Here is a 19819-nt window from a genome sequence, read left to right as displayed (position 1 = left end):
TTGTTATCGGCAGGCGGTGCGGGAACTCAAGGCCCGTTTCAATCCGACTTGTTCCACTGTGCGATTTGTTGCGTGATGTAGCTGTTGAGCGCCGTCAGCGACGAGACGGTGGTGTCGAGCGACGAGTACTGCTTGCGCAGGCGCGACTCGGTCAGGGTCAGGCGCGTGTTGACACGGTCCTGGTCCTTCTCGTTGGCGGTCTTCTGCAATTGCAGCGATTCGGTCTTGGTGCTGAGCGAGCCGCTGGCGCCGACGGCCTCCTGGGCGAAGGCGGAGAAGCGGGCGGCGAAGCCGACGCGGACGTCGGTGGTCGTCGATGTCGATGACGTGGTCGCCGCCGCCGTCGCCGTGGTGTCGGCCGCGAAGAACTGCCGCACCGCCGCCGGATCGGCGAGCGCCTTGGTGAGCTTGGCCTCGTCGACCACCAGCTTGCCGGACTTGTCCTTGCTGACCTCGATGCCCAGGTCCGACAGCTGCGTGATGGCGCCGCCACCCGAGGCCGCGCCCACCATGCTGCGCAGGGCGTTCTGCAGCCCGCGCGTGGTGCCGTCGCCCTGGAGCAGGGCGGCGGTCTTGGTGGTCGGGTCGTACCTGGTGGCCGCGGCGAACATGTCGTTCGTGGCGTTGTAGGCGCTCACGAAGGTCTTGATCGCGTTGCGCATGGCGCTGGTGTCGGCCGTCACGTCGATCTGCACCGGCGTGGTGGTGACCTGCGAGAGCGTGAGCGAGACCCCGGCCACGGTGTCGGCCAGGGTGTTGGTGGGCGAGCTGATGTCGATGCCGTTGATGGTGGCCTTGGCGTTCTGGCCGTACTGCACGCCGGCGCCCATGCCCCGGCCGCCGGCCGGATCGTCGAAGTCCAGGATGTCCAGCCCGGGGCCGGTGGTGGTGCCGTCGTCGGTGGCCTGGATGCGGAAACCCGCGGCTTCGCCGGTGGTGCTCGAGCGCATCATGAGCCGCTCGCCGGCGGCATCCTTGATCACCGTGGCCGAGACGCCGGCGCCGGCCGCATTGATCTTGGTGGCGATGCTGCTCATGGTGTCGGTGTCCGTCACGGCCACCGTGATGGCGGCCGCCGTGCCCTGCGTGAAGGCGGGCGTCGGCCCGCCGCTCCAGGACCCGAGCGAGATCGACAGGCTGCCGCTGCCCACGACCGAGCCCGGCGGGCTGACGGCCGCCGATGCCGCGGTCTGCGCCCGCGCCAGCGTGGACACCGACACCTCGAACGAACTGATGGCGGCGGTGGCGGTGCCGGTGAGGGAGGCCGAGATGGCCGCGGCGTTGCCCGTGGCGGCCGTCTTGCCGTCCCAGATCGCGGCCTTGGCCAGGGCGCCGGCGGCGTCGGACAGCGACGAGAGCTGCGACTTGATGGTGCCGAAGGCCGAGATCTTGCTGTCGATCGTGCTGGCCTTGGTCTGCAGCGAGGTCAGCGGCCGCTTCTCCACCGCCATCAGCTTGGTGACGATGCCGTCGACATCGAGCCCGCTGCCGATGCCGGCCGATGAAATGGTTGCCATGGTCTTTGTCCTCTGCTTGTCGAAGGTAGCGCTCACGCCACGGATGCGTCATGCAAAAGGCGGCGAACGGAATTCTCCGTTCGCCGCCCGGGGCCAAACCCTTCAGGAAGACCCTGAAGAGCCCCCTGTTTCCGTCTTTGCGGCCGCGATCAGCGCAGCAGCGACAGCACGCCCTGGGGCAGCTGGTTGGCCTGGGCCACCATCGCCGTGCCGGCCTGCTGCAGGATCTGCGAGCGCGACAGGTTGGCGGTCTCGGCCGCGAAGTCGGCGTCCGTGATCCGGCTGCGCGAGGCGGTCAGGTTCTCGGCCGAGCTGGCGAGGTTGGAAACCACCGATTCGAAGCGGTTCTGGATGGCACCGAGGTCGGCGCGCGAGGAGTTGACCGACTTCAGCGCGGCGTCCATGGCCAGGATGGCGTTGTCGGCACCGGCCGTGGTGGAGACGTCGAGGGTGGAGAAGCCGGTCTGGGAGGTGCCGGCGACGGTGGCGGCGGTCGTCGTTGCGGCGGTCAGGCCGGTGTTGGTGACCGTGCCCGCGACGACGATCGATGCGGGGCCGGTGGAGCTCAGCGTGATGGCGCCGGTCGTGGCGTCAGCCGTTGCCGTGACGCCGGTGTCGGCCGTCTTCAGATTGATCGCCGCGGCGACGTTGGCGCCCTGGCCCTTGACGTCCGCACCGGCGGTCACGGCACCGATGTTGACGCCGTTGATGCTGAACGCGTTGGCGGCGATGTTTCCGGCCGCGGCCGGCGCAGTGCCGGTGACCGTGGCAGCGGAGGTCGACACCGACGTCCACGTGCCGAGCTGGTCGATCTTGGCGTTGGCGACGCTGGCGATGCTGATGGTCTCGCCCTGGTTGGCGCCGACCTGGAAGGCCTGGGCGCTGAAGCTGCCGTCGAGCAGCTTGGTGCCGTTGAACGAGGTCTGGGTGGCGACGCGGTCGATTTCCGACTTGAGCTGGACGACTTCCTTCTGCAGGGCGGCGCGGTCGTCGCTGGAGTTGGTGGCGTTGCGCGACTGCACGGCGATCTCACGAACACGCTGCAGGTTGTTGCTGATGGTGCCCAGGGCGCTTTCAGCGGTCTGCGCCAGCGAGATGCCGTCGTTGGCGTTGCGGCCGGCTTGCGTCAGGCCCTTGATCTGGGCGGTCATGCGCTCGGAGATGGCGAGGCCGGCGGCGTCGTCCTTGGCGCTGTTGATGCGCATGCCCGAGGACAGGCGCTGCATCGACGTCGTCAGCGAGGTCTGGCTTGCGCCGAGGTTGCGCTGGGCGTTGAGCGAGTTGATGTTGGTATTGATGACGGAGGTCATGTCCAGATTTCCTTCAAGCTGTTGAGTTGCGGCATCGCTGCCAATGTCACGCCAGTCACTGACACTGGCTTGCGGGTCAAACCTCGCTGCGAGGCCCGATGTGTGGTTTTCGGGCGGACCGGCCGCAGTCTTTAGCCTTTTTATTTTTTCTTTTGGCCCTCAAGAAATCCGCCGATCGATCGATAAGCGCGCGGGATACCCCTACGAAGCGCCAGGGGTGTTGTCGGACAAGACCTGAAATTCGCGAAAACGGCCCTTTTCGTCGGTTCAGAACAACAAAAATAGTGTGAATTTATCGACGTGTTACAAAAAAGTTGAGCCTGCCGAGGCCGTCCAGACTCGTTTCTGGAACGAAGTCGAAAGATTTAAAGTTTTTGTATTTCAAAGCGTAACGAGTATGAAAGATTACATAAATCAAGTTCACAAAATCGATTGAGAACGTATTTATGTATTCATTTGTTTTACAAGAGTACTTTGGATGTAGGAATTTGCCTTGCCGGCTTGTCGGAGAACCAGCCCGAGTTAACGGTTCTTTGCCTATTAAAGTTTTTGTTACGCCCTCCACAATCGCTTCATCGAACGACAGGACTTCGGTCCGCGAAAGGCACAAGATGACGAGCGAACAAATGCTGGCAGAGATCAAGGAAGCCAACCTCACCTACCTGATGCTGTCCCAGAGCCTGATCCGTCAGGACAAGGCGCAGGCGCTGTTCCGCCTGGGGATCTCGGAGGAATCGGCCGACCTGATCGTGATGCTGTCGCCCTCGCAGATCATGAAGCTGGCCGCCAGCAACATGCTGCTGTGCCGCTTCCGCGCCGACGACGAGATGGTCTGGAACCTGCTGACGCAGCACAACCTGCCCACGCGCACCGCCAACGAGTCGACCGCCCGCCTGCATGCGAACCTGCTGATGTCCAGCCGTTTCGCCGAAGCCTCGATCTGATCCCGTCGTTCCCGCCTTTCACTTCCCCAGCCACGGAGCCCGTCACTCATGCCTGCACAGAAAAGCATCCTCGGTGAATCGCGCCAGATCGAGCGGGCGGTCAGCCTGATCGAGATGGGTGCCCGGCTCCAGGTGCTGGAGAGCGAGACCGAACTCTCCTATGAGCGCCTGCTGCGCCTCTACAAGGAAGTGGCGGGCAAGTCGCCCTCGAAGGGCCAGCTGCCGTTCTCGACCGACTGGTTCCTGACCTGGCAGCCCAACATCCACGCCTCGCTGTTCCACAACATCTACACCTACCTGGCCAAGACCAGCATGCTCGAGGGCATCGACGCGCTGATCAAGGCCTACCAGCTCTACACCGAGCAGGTCGGCGTCTGCGGCCTCGACCCCCAGCTGTCGATCACGCGCGCCTGGCGCCTGGTGCGCTTCATGGAGAACCAGATGCTGGCCATGACCCCGTGCTCGCGCTGCGGCGGCCATTTCGTCACCGAGCCCTACGAGAACGCGCGCCATTTCGTCTGCGGGCTGTGCGAGCCGCCGGCACGCGCGGGCAAGGGCGCGGCCGCCGGCAGCATCCAGCTGCAATAGGCGAAGCCGCCGGCGACCGCGTGAGCGGGCGCTATCTAAGACCGGAACAGGGGCCCTTCGCGGGCCCTTATTCATGGACCGTCCGGGCCCTCGACACGGCCCAATACAGGCTACTGAAGTAGAAAGTCAGGCCCGCATCCCATGTTCGTCATCATCGGTTATCTCGTCGCGATCGGTTGCATCTTCGGCGGCTACATCATCCACGGCGGCAACATCGGCGTGGTGCTGCACGCGCTGCCCATCGAGCTGATGGTGATCGGCGGTGGCGCCATCGGCGCCTTCGTCGTCAACAACCAGCCCAAGGTGCTCAAGAGCACCCTGAAGCTGCTGCCGAGCGCCTTCAAGGGCTCCAAGTACACCAAGGCGCGCTATCTCGAACTGATGGCGCTGCTCTACGACATCCTGCAGAAGGCCCGCAAGGACGGCCTGATGTCGATCGAGAAGGATGTCGAGACGCCGCAGGATTCGCCGATCTTCCAGAAGTACCCCAAGCTCGCGAGCGACCACCACGTGGTCGAGTTCACGACCGACTACCTGCGCATGATGGTCTCGGGCAACCTCAACGCGCACGAGATCGAGGCGCTGATGGAGAGCGAGATCGACACCCACCATTCCGAGGCGCACGCGCCGGTGGCGGCGATCGCGCGCCTGGCCGGCGGCCTGCCGGCCTTCGGCATCGTGGCGGCGGTGCTGGGCGTGGTGAACACCATGGGATCGGTCGGCCAGCCGCCGGCGGTGCTCGGCGGGATGATCGGCTCGGCGCTGGTGGGCACCTTCCTGGGCATCCTGCTGGCCTACGGCATCGTCGAGCCCCTGGGCGGTCTGCTGGAGCAGAAGGTCGAGGACGGCTCCAAGGAACTGCAGTGCATCAAGACGACCCTGCTGGCCAGCATGCAGGGCTACAACCCGACGACCGCGATCGAGTTCGGCCGCAAGGTCCTGTTCTCGACCGAGCGCCCGAGCTTCAGCGAGCTCGAGACGTACGTGAAGAAGAAATGACCATCCCCGGTCTGCGCGCACTTCGCGTCGCTTCGCCCACCCCCTTCGAGGGGGCGACACCGGTGGCCCGGCGCAACCGGTTCCACGGTGTCCCAGGCATGAGAAAAGGATCCTGACATGGCGACCGCACAGGGAGCGAAGAAGCTCCAGCCGATCATCATCAAGCGCGTCAAGAAGGCGGCGCACGCGCATCACGGCGGGGCCTGGAAGATCGCCTATGCCGACTTCGTGACGGCCATGATGGCCTTCTTCCTGCTGATGTGGCTGCTGGGCTCGACCGCCAAGGGCGACCTGCAGGGCATCGCGTCGTACTTCCATTCGCCGCTCAAGGTGGAGATGTCCGGCGGACCCGGATCGGGCAGCAGCTCGAGCATCGTCACCGGCGGCGGCAAGGATCTCTCGCGCACGCATGGCGAGATCAAGAGCGCGCAGGGCGAGGCCAAGTCCAAGCCCGACGAGGCGGGCAAGAGCGAGCTGGCGCGCCAGCAGGACGCCAAGCGCATGGCGACCCTGCGCGCCAAGATCGAGGACCTGATCGAGAACAACCCCAAGCTGCGCGAGTACCGCTCGCAGATCCGCCTGCAGATGTCGATCGACGGCCTGGAGATCCAGATCGTCGACGACCAGAACCGCCCGATGTTCGACAGCGGCAGCGCGCTGGTGAAGCCCTACATGCGCACCATCCTGCAGGACATCGGCACCGCGCTCAACGGCATCGAGAACCGCGTCAGCCTGGCCGGCCACACCGATGCCGCGCCCTATGGCAACGGCGACCGGGGCTATGGCAACTGGGAGCTCTCGGCCGACCGCGCCAATGCCTCGCGGCGCGAGCTGGTGGCCTCGGGCATGCCCGACGACAAGCTGGTGCGGGTGGTCGGCGTGGCCGCCAGCGACCTGCTCGACAAGGACAACAAGCTCGCCCCCGTGAACCGGCGCATCAGCATCACGGTGCTCACGCGCGAGGGCGAGTCGCGCCTGCTGGGCGGACCGGCCATGGAGGGCAACGATGCCGTCAAGGCGATCGCCGACCAGGTCCGCGCACAGGAGAAGGAGCAGGCCAGGGCGGCGCCGAAGGCCCCGGCGCGCGAGGCGGCCGAGGTGCCCGCCGGCGGCACCGCCAAGGTGGCGGCCGAGACCGCCGCGCGGCGCTGAGCGCGGCGCCCCCGGGCAGTTGCGGACCGGTTGAAAGGCGCCGTTTTCCCCCTCTGATCCGCCTTTAGATTTCGACCCGGCTGCGGACAATTCCTGGCAACGCACACCGCCCGCCATGTCATCCAGCCAGGACCGCAATCTCCCCGCCACGCAGCGCAAGCTCGACCAGGCCCGCAAGGACGGCCAGGTCGCCCGCTCGCGCGACCTCTCGCACCTGGCGGTGATGGGCACCGGCGCGGTCACCCTGATGCTGCTGGCGCCGACCGGCTTCGAGCTCCTGCGCGGCGCGCTCGCGCAGGCGCTGGTCTTCGATGCCGCCACGGTGTCCGACCCGGCGCAGATGCTGGCGCGGCTGGCCCATCTGGCCGGCCTCGGGCTGATCGCGTGCACGGTGTTCGCCGGCATCGTGATGGCGGCGGCCGTGGTGAGCACGGTGGCCGCCGGTGGCTGGGTCGCCAGCGCCAAGGCCATCACGCCCGACTTCAGCCGCCTCAATCCGATCTCCGGCCTGACCAACCTGGTCTCCAAGCAGCAGCTCTTCAACGTCGCCAAGCTGGTGTTCATGTCGGCGCTGCTGGGCACCACCGGCTGGATGTTCCTCAGCGGCTCGATCGACACGGTGGCCCGCATGGTGCTGGAGCCGGCGCCGGCCGCGTTGCGCACCCTGGGCGACTGGCTGGTGGCGGGCATGGGGCTGATGCTGCTGGTGGTGCTGTCCGCGGCGGTGGTCGACGTGCCGCTGCAGGGCTTCTTCCATCGCGCGAAGCTGAAGATGTCGCACGAGGACGTCAAGCAGGAGCACAAGGAATCCGAGGGCGATCCCCACACCAAGGGCCGCCAGCGCAACGCGGCGCGCGAGATCGTCCAGCGCGCCAGCATCGGCGCCGTGCCCAAGGCCGACTTCATCCTGATGAACCCGACGCACTTCGCCGTCGCGCTGCGCTACGACGACCAGACCATGAGCGCCCCGCAGGTGATCTCCAAGGGCGCCGACCTGCTGGCCATGCGGATCCGCGACATCGCCAACGAGCACAGGATCCCGGTGGTGCAGTCGCCGATGCTGGCGCGCGCGCTGTTCGCCCATGCCGAGATCGACCAGTCGATCCCCTCGAGCCTCTACACGGCCGTGGCCCAGGTGCTGGCCTATGTCTATCGCCTGAAGGCCGCGTTGCGCGGCGAGGGCCCCATGCCGGCTTCGGTGCCCGAACCCTTCGTGCCGCCCGAACTCGATCCGCTCCACAAGAAGACCGCCACCGCCGCGCCCACGCCATGATCCAGAACTTCGCTTCCGCCCGCCAGTGGATGGGCGCCAACGGTGGCGTGCTGCAGCGCGCGGCCGCGCCGCTGCTGGTGATCTCGATCCTGGCGCTGATGGTGCTGCCGATCCCGCCGTGGCTGCTGGACGTGTTCTTCACGCTCAACATCGCCGTCGCGCTGATGGTGATGATGGTCGCGGCCTACATGGTGCGGCCGCTGGACTTCGCCGCCTTCCCGAGCGTGCTGCTGCTCACCACGCTGATGCGCCTGTCGCTCAACGTCGCCTCCACGCGCGTCGTGCTGCTGGAGGGCCACACCGGCCCGGGCGCGGCCGGCGCGGTGATCGAGGCCTTCGGCCACTTCCTCATCGGCGGCAACTTCGCCGTCGGCCTGATCGTCTTCGCGATCCTGGTGGTGATCAACTTCGTGGTCGTCACCAAGGGCTCGGAGCGCATCGCCGAGGTGTCGGCGCGCTTCACGCTGGACGCCATGCCCGGCAAGCAGATGGCGGTCGATGCCGACCTCAGTTCCGGCAACATCGACGAGAAGGAGGCCCGGCGCCGGCGCCTCGAGGTGGCCGAGGAGGCGAACTTCTTCGGCTCGATGGACGGCGCCTCCAAGTTCGTGCGCGGCGATGCGGTCGCCGGCATCCTGATCCTGATCATCAGCATCGTCGGGGGCTTCACCATCGGCGTGCTGCAGCACGGCCTGTCGGCGGGCAAGGCGGCCGACACCTACGTGCTGCTGGCGGTGGGCGACGCGCTGGTGGCGCAGATCCCCGGACTGCTGATCTCGGTCGCCGCGGCGATGGTGATCTCGCGCGTCGGCCGCGAGGACGACGTCGGCAAGCAGATCATCCAGCAGCTGCTGACCTCGCCGCGCGTGCTGGGCCTCACGGCCGGCATCCTGGGCCTGCTGGGCGTGATCCCGGGCATGCCGCACGTGGTGTTCCTGGCCATGGCCGCGCTGCTGGGCTATGGCGCCTGGGCCAGCCACCGGCGCCCGGCCGTGGCGGCGCCGGAAGTCGTCGCCGGCGCGCCCGCCGCCGATGCCGAGGCGACCTGGGACGACCTGCTGCCGGTCGATCCGCTGGGCCTGGAACTCGGCTACCGCCTGATCGCGCTGGTCGACAAGGACCGCCAGGGCGACCTGCTCACGCGCATCAAGGGCGTGCGCCGCAAGTTCGCCCAGGAGGTGGGCTTCCTGCCGCCGGCGGTGCACGTGCGCGACAACCTCGAACTCAAGCCCAGCGGCTATCGCGTGACCCTGCGCGGCGTCGTGGTGGCCGAGGGCGAGGCCTTCCCCGGCATGTACCTGGCGATCAATCCCGGCGGCATCACGATGCCGCTGCTGGGCACCGCCACCACCGACCCGGCCTTCGGCCTGCCGGCGCACTGGATCGAGGAGCGGCAGAAGGAAGCCGCACAAATGGGCGGTTTCACGGTCGTTGATTCGGAGACCGTGATGGCCACTCACCTGTCACATTTGATGCAAGTGCAGGCCGCCAAGTTGCTGAGCCGCACGGAAACCCAACAACTGGTCGAACACGTGAGCAAACTGGCGCCGAAGCTGATCGAGGAGGTGGTACCCAAGCTGGTCTCCATCGCCACCTTCCAGAAGGTGCTGCAACTCCTGCTGGAAGAGTCCGTGAACATCCGCGACATCCGCACCATCGTCGAGACGCTGGCCGAGAACGCCGGCAGCACCACCGATCCGATCGAGCTGGTGCGCCGCGTGCGCACCGCGCTGGCTCCGGCCATCGTGCAGCAGATCTACGGCCCGGTGAAGGAGCTCGACGTCATCGCCATCGAGCCGGGCTTCGAGCGGCTGCTGATGCAGGCGCTGGGCAACCCCCATTCGCCGGCGCTCGATCCCGGCGTGGCCGAGGTCTTCACGCGCACCGCCGCCGAGGTCGCGCTGCGCCAGGAAGAGCGCGGCGTGCCGGCCTGCCTGCTGGTGCCCGACGGCATCCGCGGCGCCATCGCGCGCTTGGTCAAGCGTGCCGCGCCGCGTCTGCAGGTGCTGGCGCACAGCGAGATTCCCGAAACCCACACGATCCGCATCGGTCCGATCCTGCGAGGAGCCAACGCATGAACATCCAACGCTTTCACGCCCCCACCGCCCGCGAAGCGCTGGCCCTGGCGCGCGCTGCCTTCGGCGACGCGACGCTGATCCTGTCGAACCGGCAGACCGGCACCGGCGTCGAGGTCATGGCCTCGACCGAGGAGGCGCTGTCGCCGCTGGGCGTGCTGCGGTCGGAGACGCAGTCGCCATCGCAGCCGCCGGCACCGCAGCCGCTGGCGCCGTCGTGGGCGGCGGTACCGGCGGCGCCGGTCGCCCGGCGCCCGGTCCAGGCCGCCGCTGCCGCGTCGTCGCCCTATGCGCTGGTCTCCACCAGCGGCGCGACGACTGAGGAGGTGGTGCAGGCCGATGTCGAGCAGCTGGCCATGAGCACGCTGTCGTTCCAGGACTATGTGCGCGAACGCATGCTGCGCCGGCAGACCGAATCGGCACCCGCCGCCATGGCGCCGGCGAGCGCACCGATGCCGGCACCGGTCCGGTCCCAGGCCCAGCCCCAGGCCTTCGCGCCGGTGGTGCCGCCCTCCGTGGCCGCCGTCCTCGAGCCGGAACCGATGGCCGCCGCCTGGGCGCCGGTGGCGCGCGAGCTGGTGGAGCCGGCCGCGCCGATCCCCGAACCCGCTCCGGTGCCGGCGCCGGTGTCCATCGCCGCGTCCGCGCCGATGGCATCGATCGCGCCGATCGTCGTGCGACCCGCCGGGTCCGAGCCGGCGCCGGCCGGCGTGGGCGTGGGCGCCGATGCGACCCGCGTGCTGATGGCCGAACTCGACGCCATGAAGCGCCTGATGGAGGAACGCTTCAACACGCTCTCCTGGCTCGGCCATGCGCGGCGCGATCCGGTGCATTCCAACCTGATGCTCAGGCTGGTGCGCGCCGGCTACTCGCCGGCCCTGGCGCGCGAGGTGCTGGAGCCGCTCGCGGGCATCGACCAGGCCGACGACGACGGCCACCTGGCCGACGCCATGCTGCGCACGCTGGAGCGGCGCCTGGGCATCGATCCGCAGGCCCCATCCATGGTGGAGGAGGGCGGCACCTTCGCCCTCATCGGCGCCACCGGCGTCGGCAAGACGACCACCATCGCCAAGCTGGCATCGCAGTGCGCGAGCCAGTGGGGAGCGGCCAGCGTGGGCCTGGTCACGCTCGACGTCCAGCGCGCCGGCGCGCACGAGCAGCTGCGCGCCTTCGGTCGCGAGCTGGGCATCGTCGCCCATCAGGCGCACGATCGCGCCGAGCTCGTCGAGATGCTCAGCCTGCTGTCGGGCAAGCGCCTGGTGCTGGTCGACACCGCCGGCATCGCGCCCCGCGACCCGCAGCGCCGCGACCTGCTCGACCTGATCGACGTGCCCGGCATCAAGCGCGTCGTGGTGCTCAACGCCGGCGCGCATGGCGACACGCTCGACGAGATCGCCACCGCCTTCACGGCCGATGGCACCTACCAGGCGGTGCTCTCCAAGATCGACGAGGCGGCCAAGATCGGCCCGGCGCTCGACGTGCTGATGCGCCATCGCATGACGCTGCGCGGCGTGACCGACGGCCAGCGCGTGCCGCAGGACTGGAAGGCGGCGGATGCGCGCGAGCTGGTCGACCTGTCGATGCATGCCGGCCAGCGCACGCCGATCGATCCGGTGGCCGCCGACATGGACTTCTACTTTTCGCCCGCGGCCTGCGCCCTCTGACCGGCTCGCGCGGCCCGACTCCGGAACCTCGACCCATGCACGCAGGCACCTTCTCCGCTCCGACCTACACGGCGCGTGGCCAACTCGGCCGCGATGCCCTGATCAAGCAGTACGTGCCGCTGGTGCAGCGGCTCGCGCACCACATGATCGCCAAGCTGCCACCCAACGTGGAGGTCGACGATCTGATCCAGGTCGGCATGATCGGCCTGGCGGAGGCGCTGTCGCGCTACGAGCCCAGCCAGGGCGTGCAGTTCGAGACCTTCGCCACGCAGCGCATCCGGGGCGCCATGCTCGACGAACTGCGCGAGGGCGACTGGCTCTCGCGCGGCTCGCGCAAGAGCCAGAAGGACATCGAGAAGGCCGTCACCCGCCTCGAGCACCGCCTGGGCCGCGCGCCGGTCGAGTCCGAGATCGCCGCCGAACTCAAGCTGCCATTGGCCGAGTACCAGAGCCTGCTCGGCCGGGTGCGCGGCGCGCAGCTGGTCTACCTGGAGGACATGGGGGGTGGCGGGCAGGGCGAGGACGACGACGGCTTCCTGGACCGCCACACCACCGTCGCCGACACGGAGGCCGATCCGATGAGTCTGCTGAAGGACCAGCGCCTGCGCACCGCGCTGGTCGCCGCCATCGACACGCTGCCCGAGCGCGAGCGCTACATCATGGGCATGTACTACGAGCAGGACATGAACCTCAAGGAGATCGCCGCCGTGCTGGGCGTGACCGAGTCGCGGATCTGCCAGCTGCACAGCCAGTCGATCGCGCGGCTGCGCTCGAAGATGCGCGGCCACTGAGCCGGGCGCCACGCCGCCCGGCCGGGCCCTCACCGGGCCGGATGCCCGGGACCAGCCCGTCGTGGTCGCGTCAGCCGCCGCCGATGCCGACGTTCACCTTGCCCGTGCCCTGGCAGGTCGGGCAGGGCTTGCCGTCCTCGGTGGTGCCCTTGCCGCCGCAGGTCCGGCACAGGCTCTCGCCCGTGCCCGGCGTGCCGGGCGGCGCGTCGTCGCCGGGCGCGGTCGGCTGCGTGCCGGTGGGACCGCCGGCCGCCGCGCCATTGCCCCCGCCGCCGCCCGATGCCGCTGGCAGCTTGCTCGTGACGCTGACCGACACCGGGTCGCTGGCCGGGAACGACTCCTCGATGCCGTGGTCGAGCGCCTCCTCCGTGGGATGGTCGACCTTGGGCGCCGATGCCGGCAATGCGTTCTCGTCGTGCCGGTCGGCGGTCGGAAAGGTGAAGGCCGGGGTGTCGGTGGCCGATGGCGGGGCGGATGGGCTCATGGGGATCTCCTGGTTCTGCGTCTGCGTGGAAATGACAACATGAAGACGGCGGCCTTCATCGCCGGCTGGAGCGACGGCGCGTGACCAGATAGACGGCTCCGAGCACCGCCGCCACGGTCAGCGCCTTCTTGGCCGCGCCCATGGGGTTGTGGGTCAGCTCGGCGCGGCCGCCCATCTCCGAATAGATGCGTGGCACGTGGCCCCGGGCCAGATCCTCGACCAGTCCCTCGCCGACGTCGATGCGATCGGCCAGCAGCAGCAGCAGCCAGTGGCGCAGGTCGTTCTCGCTGAAGCCGAAGGCGAAGCGGCGCACGCTGCCGCTCACGCCGCGCGGTGGCTGGCCGCTGCCGAAGACCGGCGTCATGGCCGGTCGCTCGGTCGAACGCAGCACCTCGACATAGCGCGTCTGCGCCGGTGGTTCCTGCCAGCGCACCGGCGGATCGAGCCGGGGCGGCGTCCGCTCCTTGGGATAGGCGGGACGGTTTGCCGGGTCCAGGTCGGCGCCCCAACCCTTGATGTGGGCGAACTGTTGCGGTGTGTCCATGCGTGGGCTCCTTGGGATCAGACGGTGACGCCCGGCGGGATCAGGACGGGCTTGATGCAGTTGTCGAGCTTGCTCGAGAACAGGTGGTAGGCGTCGGCCGCCTCCTCCAGCGGGATGCGATGCGTGATGATCTTGTGCGGCTCCACGCGCCCGGCCTTGATGTGCTCCATCAGGCGCGGCAGGTGCCGCTTCACGCTGGCCTGGTTCATGCGCAGGGTCAGGCCCTTGTTCACCGCGTTGCCGATCGGCACGGCATTGAAGGTCGGCCCGTAGACCCCGACGATCGACACGGTGCCCCCCTTGCGCACCGAATTGATGGCCCAGTGCAGCACCGTGGCCGAGCCCGCCTGCACCTTCATCTTCACGCCCGTCAGGCGCTGCATGGCGCTGCCGGCGGCCTCGCAGCCGACGCAGTCGATGCAGACATCGGCGCCCAGCCAGTCGGTCATCTTCTTGATGTGGATCGCCATGTCGTCGACCGACTTGAAGTCGACGGTCTCGCACTGCGCGAAGTTCCTGACGAACTCAAGCCGGTATTCCAGGTGATCCACCACGATCACCCGCCCGGCGCCGAGCAGCCAGGCCGACTTCGCCGCGAAGATGCCGACCGGGCCGGCGCCGAAGATCACCACCGTGTCGCCCTGGCGGATGCCGCCCATCTCGGCGGCCTGGTAGCCGGTCGGGAAGGCGTCGGTGAGCATGAGGGCGTCCTCCAGCAGCAGCTCGTCGGGGATCTTGGTCGGTCCGACGTCGGCGAATGGCACGCGCACGAATTGCGCCTGGCCGCCATCGAAGCCACCCGCCGTGTGCGAGTAGCCATAGATGCCGCCGACCGCGCTCGCCTGTGGATTGGTGTTGTGACAGTTGCCATACAACTCGCGCTGGCAGAAATAACAACTGCCACAGAAGACATTGAATGGCACCAGCACGCGATCGCCGCGCTTGAGGTTCTGCACCGAACTGCCGATGTCGACGACAGTGCCGACGAACTCGTGCCCGAAGGTCGTCCCGACCCGCGTGTCCGGCACCAGGCCGTGATAGAGATGCAGATCCGAACCGCAGATGCAGGCACGCAATACCTGGACGATGGCATCGTTCGGATGCTCGATGACAGGATCGGACTTCTCCGAGACACGCACGCGATAGGGGCCTCGATAATTCAAAGCAAGCATTGAAACCTCTTGGGTGAATCGATTTGAGACCTCCAAGTCAATTCCTGCATTCGACCAACTCGCGTGCGCCGGCATGTGCAGTCCATGTCAGTCGGCACGCTGCATCGACGTCCGGGACGTCTGCATGCCAGAAGGTTGTTCCGCACCGGTCTCTTCGAGGCCGGGCCTGGCGCGATCCGCCCGGCTTGCATTCCGTCACACGACGGGCATGAGGATTGCCGGGAATTGCCACGGTGGAGCGCCAGCCCGTTCCATGTGCGTGACTCCCGGGTCGACCCCGGAGGCACCACGGCCCCGGGCTCCATGCCACCCCCCATCGAGAAGACACATCCGCCAGCGCGATCGCCATCGCCATTGCCATTGCCATCGCGGAGGTGGATCACTTCGCGCCGCCCCGCAAGACATGGAATCACAGAGCATGCTGACCCATCAGAAGAAAGCCGCCATCCTGACCCGGACCGGCACCGCGGTTCCTCCGTTCCCCGCGCGTCCCACGCCGGCCCAGGACGGCGGCGGCCGGGAGCCGGATGGCCAGGCGCATGCCATCGCGGCCTGGAACCGGAATGTCGACATCCTGTTCGTCAATTACGCGGCGGCACGGGCGGCCAAGAGCCTGCGGGACGCCCAGCAGGCCCTGCAGCTCGACCGGCTCCGCAAGGCCAACAGCAGACCCGGTCCCAGCTCCCGCTGAGTCCTCGTGATCCGCGCGGTCGCCGCCGGTCCGACCGACGCCACGCATCGATCACGCGATCGATACGTCATCGATTGATCCATCGCAAGACGCAAGAACGAATCTCGTGGATGGGCCATCTTCTCCCGTCGGAGTCAATTGCCAGGTCGATCCGGAATGGAATTGACCCCTGAATAAGCAATTCGTCATTGGTGATTGGTCATTGATGATTGACCTCATGTCGATGTCGCGAAGTCGCATGGACCGAATCGCTCATGCCGATGCGAGTCCTGCAGGTGAGAACGAATGGGCGAATTCACTTTAAGACAACTACGTGTACGCCTTTGGAATCACAGAAGTCAAACTGATCGCTGGCTGAGGGCACCGCATTGATTGGCAAGGAGATCGACATGTCGAGCGTAGCGACCTACATTTCTGCCCGAACCCTGGTCAACGAAGGAAGACCCCAGGGATCGGCATACCTCAGGGAATGGGTCGATCTGCGGGTGAACCAGGTGCTGGCGCTGATCCTCTTCGCCCTCCTGTCGCCCTTGCTGCTGGTCATCATGGGATTCATCTGGCGCAGCGATGGCGCGCCGCTGCTCTTCGCCCACTATCGCGTCGGCCGCGATGGCCGGCTCTTCCGTTGCCTGAAGTTCAGGTCGATGCGCCGGGATGCCTCGCAGGTGCTGGCGCATCTGCTGGAGACCGATCCGGAGGCGGCCCGCGAATGGAGGCGCGACCACAAGCTGACCCGCGATCCACGCGTGACGATGATCGGCGACTTCCTGCGCCGCACCAGCCTGGACGAGCTGCCGCAGTTGCTCAATGTCATCAAGGGCGAGATGAATCTCGTCGGCCCGCGACCCGTGACCGTGGCCGAACTGGAGAAATACGGCGCCAGCCGGTGGCACTACGTCAGCGTCAGGCCCGGCATGACGGGACTGTGGCAGGTCAGCGGCCGCAACAACACGTCCTACGAGGAGCGCGTCGCGCTGGATCGGCGCTATGTCGAGAGTCGGTCCATCGCCCGCGACGCCATGATCCTCCTGAGGACGGTCAAGGTCGTCCTGTTCAGGGAAGGTGCCCGTTAGTGAACGCTGCCCTCATGGACGTGTGTCGCGATGCGACCGAGGACGAGAGCAAGGTGCCGCGCATATTGCATCTGGTCGCGGCGGTCACCGACGAGGTCTACAGCTTCCTGGGACCGGCGCTGCGCGAGCTGTCGTACATGGGGCGGCCGCAGTCGATCGTGCTGCTGGACGACGAGAAGGCCCGCAAGCACATCCACCACCTGCAGCGGCACGCCGAGGTCGTCCTGGTCGAGAAGAACAGGAACAAGTACGTCCAGTACAAGGACTTCTACCTGCTGTGCTGCCGGGAGTTGCTGCGCAGCCGGCCCACCACGCTGCATTTCCACGGCATCGTCCCGTGCGTCATCGGGTCGCTGGCGTTGCGTCGCTGCGGCCTGCAGGCCAAGGTGCTGTATTCGCCGCATGGCTCGCGCTCGCTGAGCACGCTGCGGCTCGCCGGCTGGCTGACCATGGCCCTGGCCCGACCGCTGATCCGGCCGGCGCAGAGTTCCGCCATCGCCACCTTCGCGCTGCAGTCCAAGGCGTTCGAGTCGTGGGGCAGCAGCCACCTGATCGAGAGTCCCGTGCACGACGCGTTCCTGAACGTCCCGCGCGCGGAGTCGGCGCATCCGCTGGTGCTCAGCGGCGGCACGTACGCCAGCATCCAGGCCATCGAGATCCTCTCGCAGATCGCCGTGCTGCTGAGCGCCGAGGAGTTGAGCATCGGGTTCAAGTGGCTCGGCCACATGGACAAGCACATGGTGCGCTGCTTCGACGCCGCCGGGGTCCGGATCGTGGACATCGAGCGCGACTCGACGCATGCGGCGGAGCTCGCCGCCGGCTGGCTCTACGTGGCGCCCTGGCGGACCCGCGGCTATCCGCTGTTCCTGATCCAGGCCATGGCGGTCGGCCTGCCGAGCGTGGTGATGGACACGCCGCAGCACCGCCAGGTGATCGAGCACGGGACGACCGGATTCCTCTGCGCGACCGAGGACGAGATGGTCAGGGCCATCGCGCTGCTGATCGACGACGCGGGGCTGAGGGCCCGCATGGGCGACGCGGCGCGCGACGCCACCCGGGCGCGTTTCGGTTCCCTGAAGTTCCGCTCGAGGCTGATGAATTCCTATTCGTCCGACCTCTTCGGGGAATGACGTGAGTCACCGGCCGCGCCCCGATGCGCCCGGCCCAAGCCGGCGCTCGCCGCCGGATTGCGCTTTCCCCGCCGCCCGTTCCTCCACCCCTGCGTCTCCCGTATGAACTCCTCCGTCATCGCCTCTCCCCACGATCCGCGTCGGCGACCACCCGATGCATCGAATTCGCTGGTGGTCCTCATCGACGACGGGGACGCGCCCCGGCTGTCCGACTACAAGGACATCTTCATCGACCACCGATGGCTGATCCTCGGGGTCCTGGCGACGATCCTGGCCCTCGGCGCGATCTACGTGACCCTGGCCAGGCCCATCTATCGGGGCAACCTGCTGATCCAGATCGAGGAGCCGGCATCCGACGAGAAGGGCGCCTTCAGGGAGACCTCGGGCCTGTTCGAGATCAGGACGCCGGTGGCCGGCGAGCTCCAGGTGCTGGGGTCGCGCCTGGTGGTCGGTGGCGCCGTCGACGATGCCGCCTTGCGGGTCGTGGCCCGGCCGCACCACCCGCCGGTGGTGGGCTATTGGCTGTCGACCCTGGCCACCGGGCTGTCGACCCCCGGCTTCCTGGGCCTGGATGGCTATGTCACCGGCCGGGAGCGCATCGAGGTCAAGCGCTTCTCCGTGCCGGCCGACCTGGAGAACGACGAGCCCTTCGTCGTGACGGCGCAGGCCGGTGGCCGTTATGTCGTGCGCCACCGGCTGCTCGACGTCCCGCTCGAGGGCCAGGTCGGCGCGCCCCTGCGCGCCGCGGTGGCGGCCGGCGCCATCGACATCGAGCTGAGCCGGCTCGATGCCCTGCCGGGCGGCGAATTCAGAGTCGCGGTGGCCTCGCGTCTGCGCGCGATCGAGGACATGCAGACCCGCCTGCAGCTCGTCGAGCAGGGGCGGCAGTCCAACGTCGTCTCGGTGATGCTCGAGGATGCCGATCCCGTGCGGTTGGCGGCCGCGCTGAACGCGCTCGGCCGCCAGTACGTGCTGCAGAGCGGCCAGCGGAAATCGGCCGAGGCCCAGAAGACGCTCGACTTCCTGGCTGCCCAGCTGCCGGTCTTCGAGCGCCAGCTGCAGGGTTCGGAGGATGCGCTGGCGCGCTTCAGGAACGTCAACGGTACCGCGTCCTTCGACGAGGAGGCCCGGGTCTGGCTGCGCCGGACGACCGAACTCAAGACCAGCCTGCTCGAACTGCAACTGCGCCGGCGCGAGGCGGAGGGCCACTTCATGCCGGAGAGTCCCCGCCTGCAGACGCTGGACCGGCAGATCCGCACCGTGCAGCAGGAGCTGGACGCGCTGAACGCGCGCATCTCGGGCATGCCCAACGTGCAGCGCGACGCGCTGCGTCTGGAGCGCGACGTCAAGGTGAACACCGACCTCTACCAGTCGATGCAGAACAACGCGCTGCAGATGCGTCTGGTCAAGGAGGGCCGCATCGGCAACGTGCGGCTGCTCGACAACGCCGACGTCGCCGAGCAGCCGGTCAAGCCGCAGAAGTCGCTCATCCTCGCCCTCGCGCTGGTGCTGGGGCTGTTCGCCGGACCGGGTCTGGCGATCGCCCGCACCCGCAGCAGCGCAGGCATCCACAACCCGGACGAGGTCGAGGCCTCGACGGGGCTGAATGTCTATGCGGTCCTGCCCCAGAGTCCGCAGCAGTTCGTCCTGGACCAGCAGGCCCGCAAGAGCGCCCGGGAGGAACGGCTGCTCGCCGACGCCTATCCGCACAGCGAGCCGATCGAGGCGCTCAGGACCCTGCGGGTCACGCTCAAGACGACCCTGGCGCAGGCATCCAACAACCGCATCATGATCGCCGGCGCGACGCCGGGCGTCGGCAAGAGCTTCATCGCCTGCAACTTCGCCCTGCTGCTGGCGCAGTCGGGCAAACGGGTGTTGATGATCAATGCCGACCTGCGGCGCGGCGACCGGAGCTTCGCCTTCGGCTTCACGTCGTCGGCCGGACTCTCGGAGGTGCTGTCGGGCCGGCTCGCGGACACCGAGGCCGTCCATGTGGCGGTGCGGCCGAACCTGGACGTCCTCACGACCGGGCGGCTGCCGGACTTCCCGGCCGACATGCTGGAGTCGGAGGCGTTCATGCGGGCGCTGGAGAAATTCTCGTCCCGCTACGACCTGGTCGTGATCGACACCGCCCCGGTGCTGGTGGCCGCGGATGCCGTCACGGTGGCGCGCGCGTGCGGCGTCGTGCTGCTGGTCACGCGGGCGGGGCAGGGCCGGCTGGGCGAATTGAACGAGAGCGTGCGGCGGCTGAACCAGGCCGGCGTCTCCATCAACGGTCTGCTGTTCAACGGCATGAACCTCGACAAGCGCTACAACAGCCGTTACTACTACCGCCATCGCAGCTATCGGTCGGCCAACCAGCAGTACGTGCTGCCCCACGGCGGCGGCGGCGCGCTGTCCTCGTGAGGGCGC

Annotated in this window: 17 protein-coding genes; 12 read left to right on the top strand and 5 right to left on the bottom strand. The window is 67.8% G+C overall.

The window, feature by feature from the left end; all coding sequences use genetic code 11:
* Positions 1-38 precede the first annotated feature (38 nt).
* Entirely contained in the window at positions 39-1517 is a 1479-nt protein-coding gene (gene fliD, locus AC1MLT_RS06725; RefSeq protein ID WP_481034568.1) for a flagellar filament capping protein FliD, read from the bottom strand.
* A gap of 149 nt (positions 1518-1666) precedes the next feature.
* A complete protein-coding gene (locus tag AC1MLT_RS06720; RefSeq protein ID WP_481034567.1) occupies positions 1667-2827 on the bottom strand; it encodes a flagellin in 1161 nt (386 codons plus the stop codon).
* 611 nt (positions 2828-3438) lie between these two features.
* Between AC1MLT_RS06720 and flhD the strand changes: the two genes are divergently transcribed.
* The 8 genes from flhD to AC1MLT_RS06680 all read left to right on the top strand — a co-directional run bounded on the left by flhD (position 3439) and on the right by AC1MLT_RS06680 (position 12313).
* Entirely contained in the window at positions 3439-3771 is a 333-nt protein-coding gene (gene flhD, locus AC1MLT_RS06715) for a flagellar transcriptional regulator FlhD (protein ID WP_481034565.1), read from the top strand.
* A 48-nt stretch (positions 3772-3819) separates the two neighbouring features.
* A complete protein-coding gene (gene flhC, locus AC1MLT_RS06710) occupies positions 3820-4359 on the top strand; it encodes a flagellar transcriptional regulator FlhC (protein ID WP_296315049.1) in 540 nt (179 codons plus the stop codon).
* Positions 4360-4500: 141 nt separating this feature from the next.
* Entirely contained in the window at positions 4501-5358 is an 858-nt protein-coding gene (motA, locus tag AC1MLT_RS06705; protein WP_481034563.1) for a flagellar motor stator protein MotA, read from the top strand.
* A gap of 117 nt (positions 5359-5475) precedes the next feature.
* Positions 5476-6510, top strand: coding sequence for a flagellar motor protein MotB (gene motB, locus AC1MLT_RS06700; RefSeq protein WP_481034561.1), 1035 nt, complete (start codon positions 5476-5478; stop codon positions 6508-6510).
* A 115-nt stretch (positions 6511-6625) separates the two neighbouring features.
* The gene (locus AC1MLT_RS06695; protein WP_481034559.1) at positions 6626-7783 is read left to right on the top strand and encodes an EscU/YscU/HrcU family type III secretion system export apparatus switch protein; all 1158 of its coding nucleotides are present in this window, start codon (positions 6626-6628) and stop codon (positions 7781-7783) included.
* Complete coding sequence (gene flhA / locus AC1MLT_RS06690; RefSeq protein ID WP_481034558.1) at positions 7780-9861, top strand: flagellar biosynthesis protein FlhA; 2082 nt, start codon at positions 7780-7782, stop codon at positions 9859-9861. The genes AC1MLT_RS06695 and flhA overlap by 4 nt, the downstream gene beginning before the upstream one ends.
* Entirely contained in the window at positions 9858-11522 is a 1665-nt protein-coding gene (flhF, locus tag AC1MLT_RS06685; protein WP_481034556.1) for a flagellar biosynthesis GTPase FlhF, read from the top strand. Before flhA ends, flhF begins: the two co-directional genes overlap by 4 nt.
* A gap of 35 nt (positions 11523-11557) precedes the next feature.
* Positions 11558-12313, top strand: a complete 756-nt coding sequence (locus AC1MLT_RS06680; protein ID WP_481034554.1) for an RNA polymerase sigma factor FliA — start codon at positions 11558-11560, stop codon at positions 12311-12313.
* Between the two features lie 70 nt (positions 12314-12383).
* Here AC1MLT_RS06680 and AC1MLT_RS06675 read toward each other — a convergent pair whose 3' ends face one another.
* From AC1MLT_RS06675 to AC1MLT_RS06665, 3 genes are read right to left on the bottom strand one after another with little or no spacing between them, the layout of a single operon-like run.
* Positions 12384-12797 carry a hypothetical protein gene (locus AC1MLT_RS06675; protein WP_481034552.1) on the bottom strand — a complete coding sequence of 138 codons (414 nt, stop codon included), beginning with the start codon at positions 12795-12797 and terminating at the stop codon, positions 12384-12386.
* A gap of 55 nt (positions 12798-12852) precedes the next feature.
* Positions 12853-13341, bottom strand: coding sequence for a hypothetical protein (locus tag AC1MLT_RS06670; protein ID WP_481034550.1), 489 nt, complete (start codon positions 13339-13341; stop codon positions 12853-12855).
* 17 nt (positions 13342-13358) lie between these two features.
* A complete protein-coding gene (locus AC1MLT_RS06665; protein WP_481034548.1) occupies positions 13359-14513 on the bottom strand; it encodes a zinc-dependent alcohol dehydrogenase in 1155 nt (384 codons plus the stop codon).
* 418 nt (positions 14514-14931) lie between these two features.
* On the opposite strand from AC1MLT_RS06665, the gene AC1MLT_RS06660 reads away from it, so the two are divergent.
* The 4 genes from AC1MLT_RS06660 (at position 14932) to AC1MLT_RS06645 (ending at position 19813) form a co-directional block, all read left to right on the top strand.
* A complete protein-coding gene (locus tag AC1MLT_RS06660) occupies positions 14932-15204 on the top strand; it encodes a hypothetical protein (protein ID WP_481034546.1) in 273 nt (90 codons plus the stop codon).
* A gap of 389 nt (positions 15205-15593) precedes the next feature.
* Entirely contained in the window at positions 15594-16277 is a 684-nt protein-coding gene (locus AC1MLT_RS06655) for a sugar transferase (protein WP_481034544.1), read from the top strand.
* On the top strand, positions 16277-17407 hold the full coding sequence (locus tag AC1MLT_RS06650) for a glycosyltransferase (RefSeq protein ID WP_481034542.1): 1131 nt from the start codon (positions 16277-16279) through the stop codon (positions 17405-17407). Before AC1MLT_RS06655 ends, AC1MLT_RS06650 begins: the two co-directional genes overlap by 1 nt.
* Positions 17408-17509: 102 nt before the next feature.
* Complete coding sequence (locus AC1MLT_RS06645) at positions 17510-19813, top strand: polysaccharide biosynthesis tyrosine autokinase (RefSeq protein WP_481034540.1); 2304 nt, start codon at positions 17510-17512, stop codon at positions 19811-19813.
* Positions 19814-19819: the final 6 nt, after the last annotated feature.

The sequence above is a fragment of the Variovorax sp. PEI5 genome (genome assembly GCF_056679935.1).
This window is presented reverse-complemented; position numbering and strand designations above follow the sequence as displayed.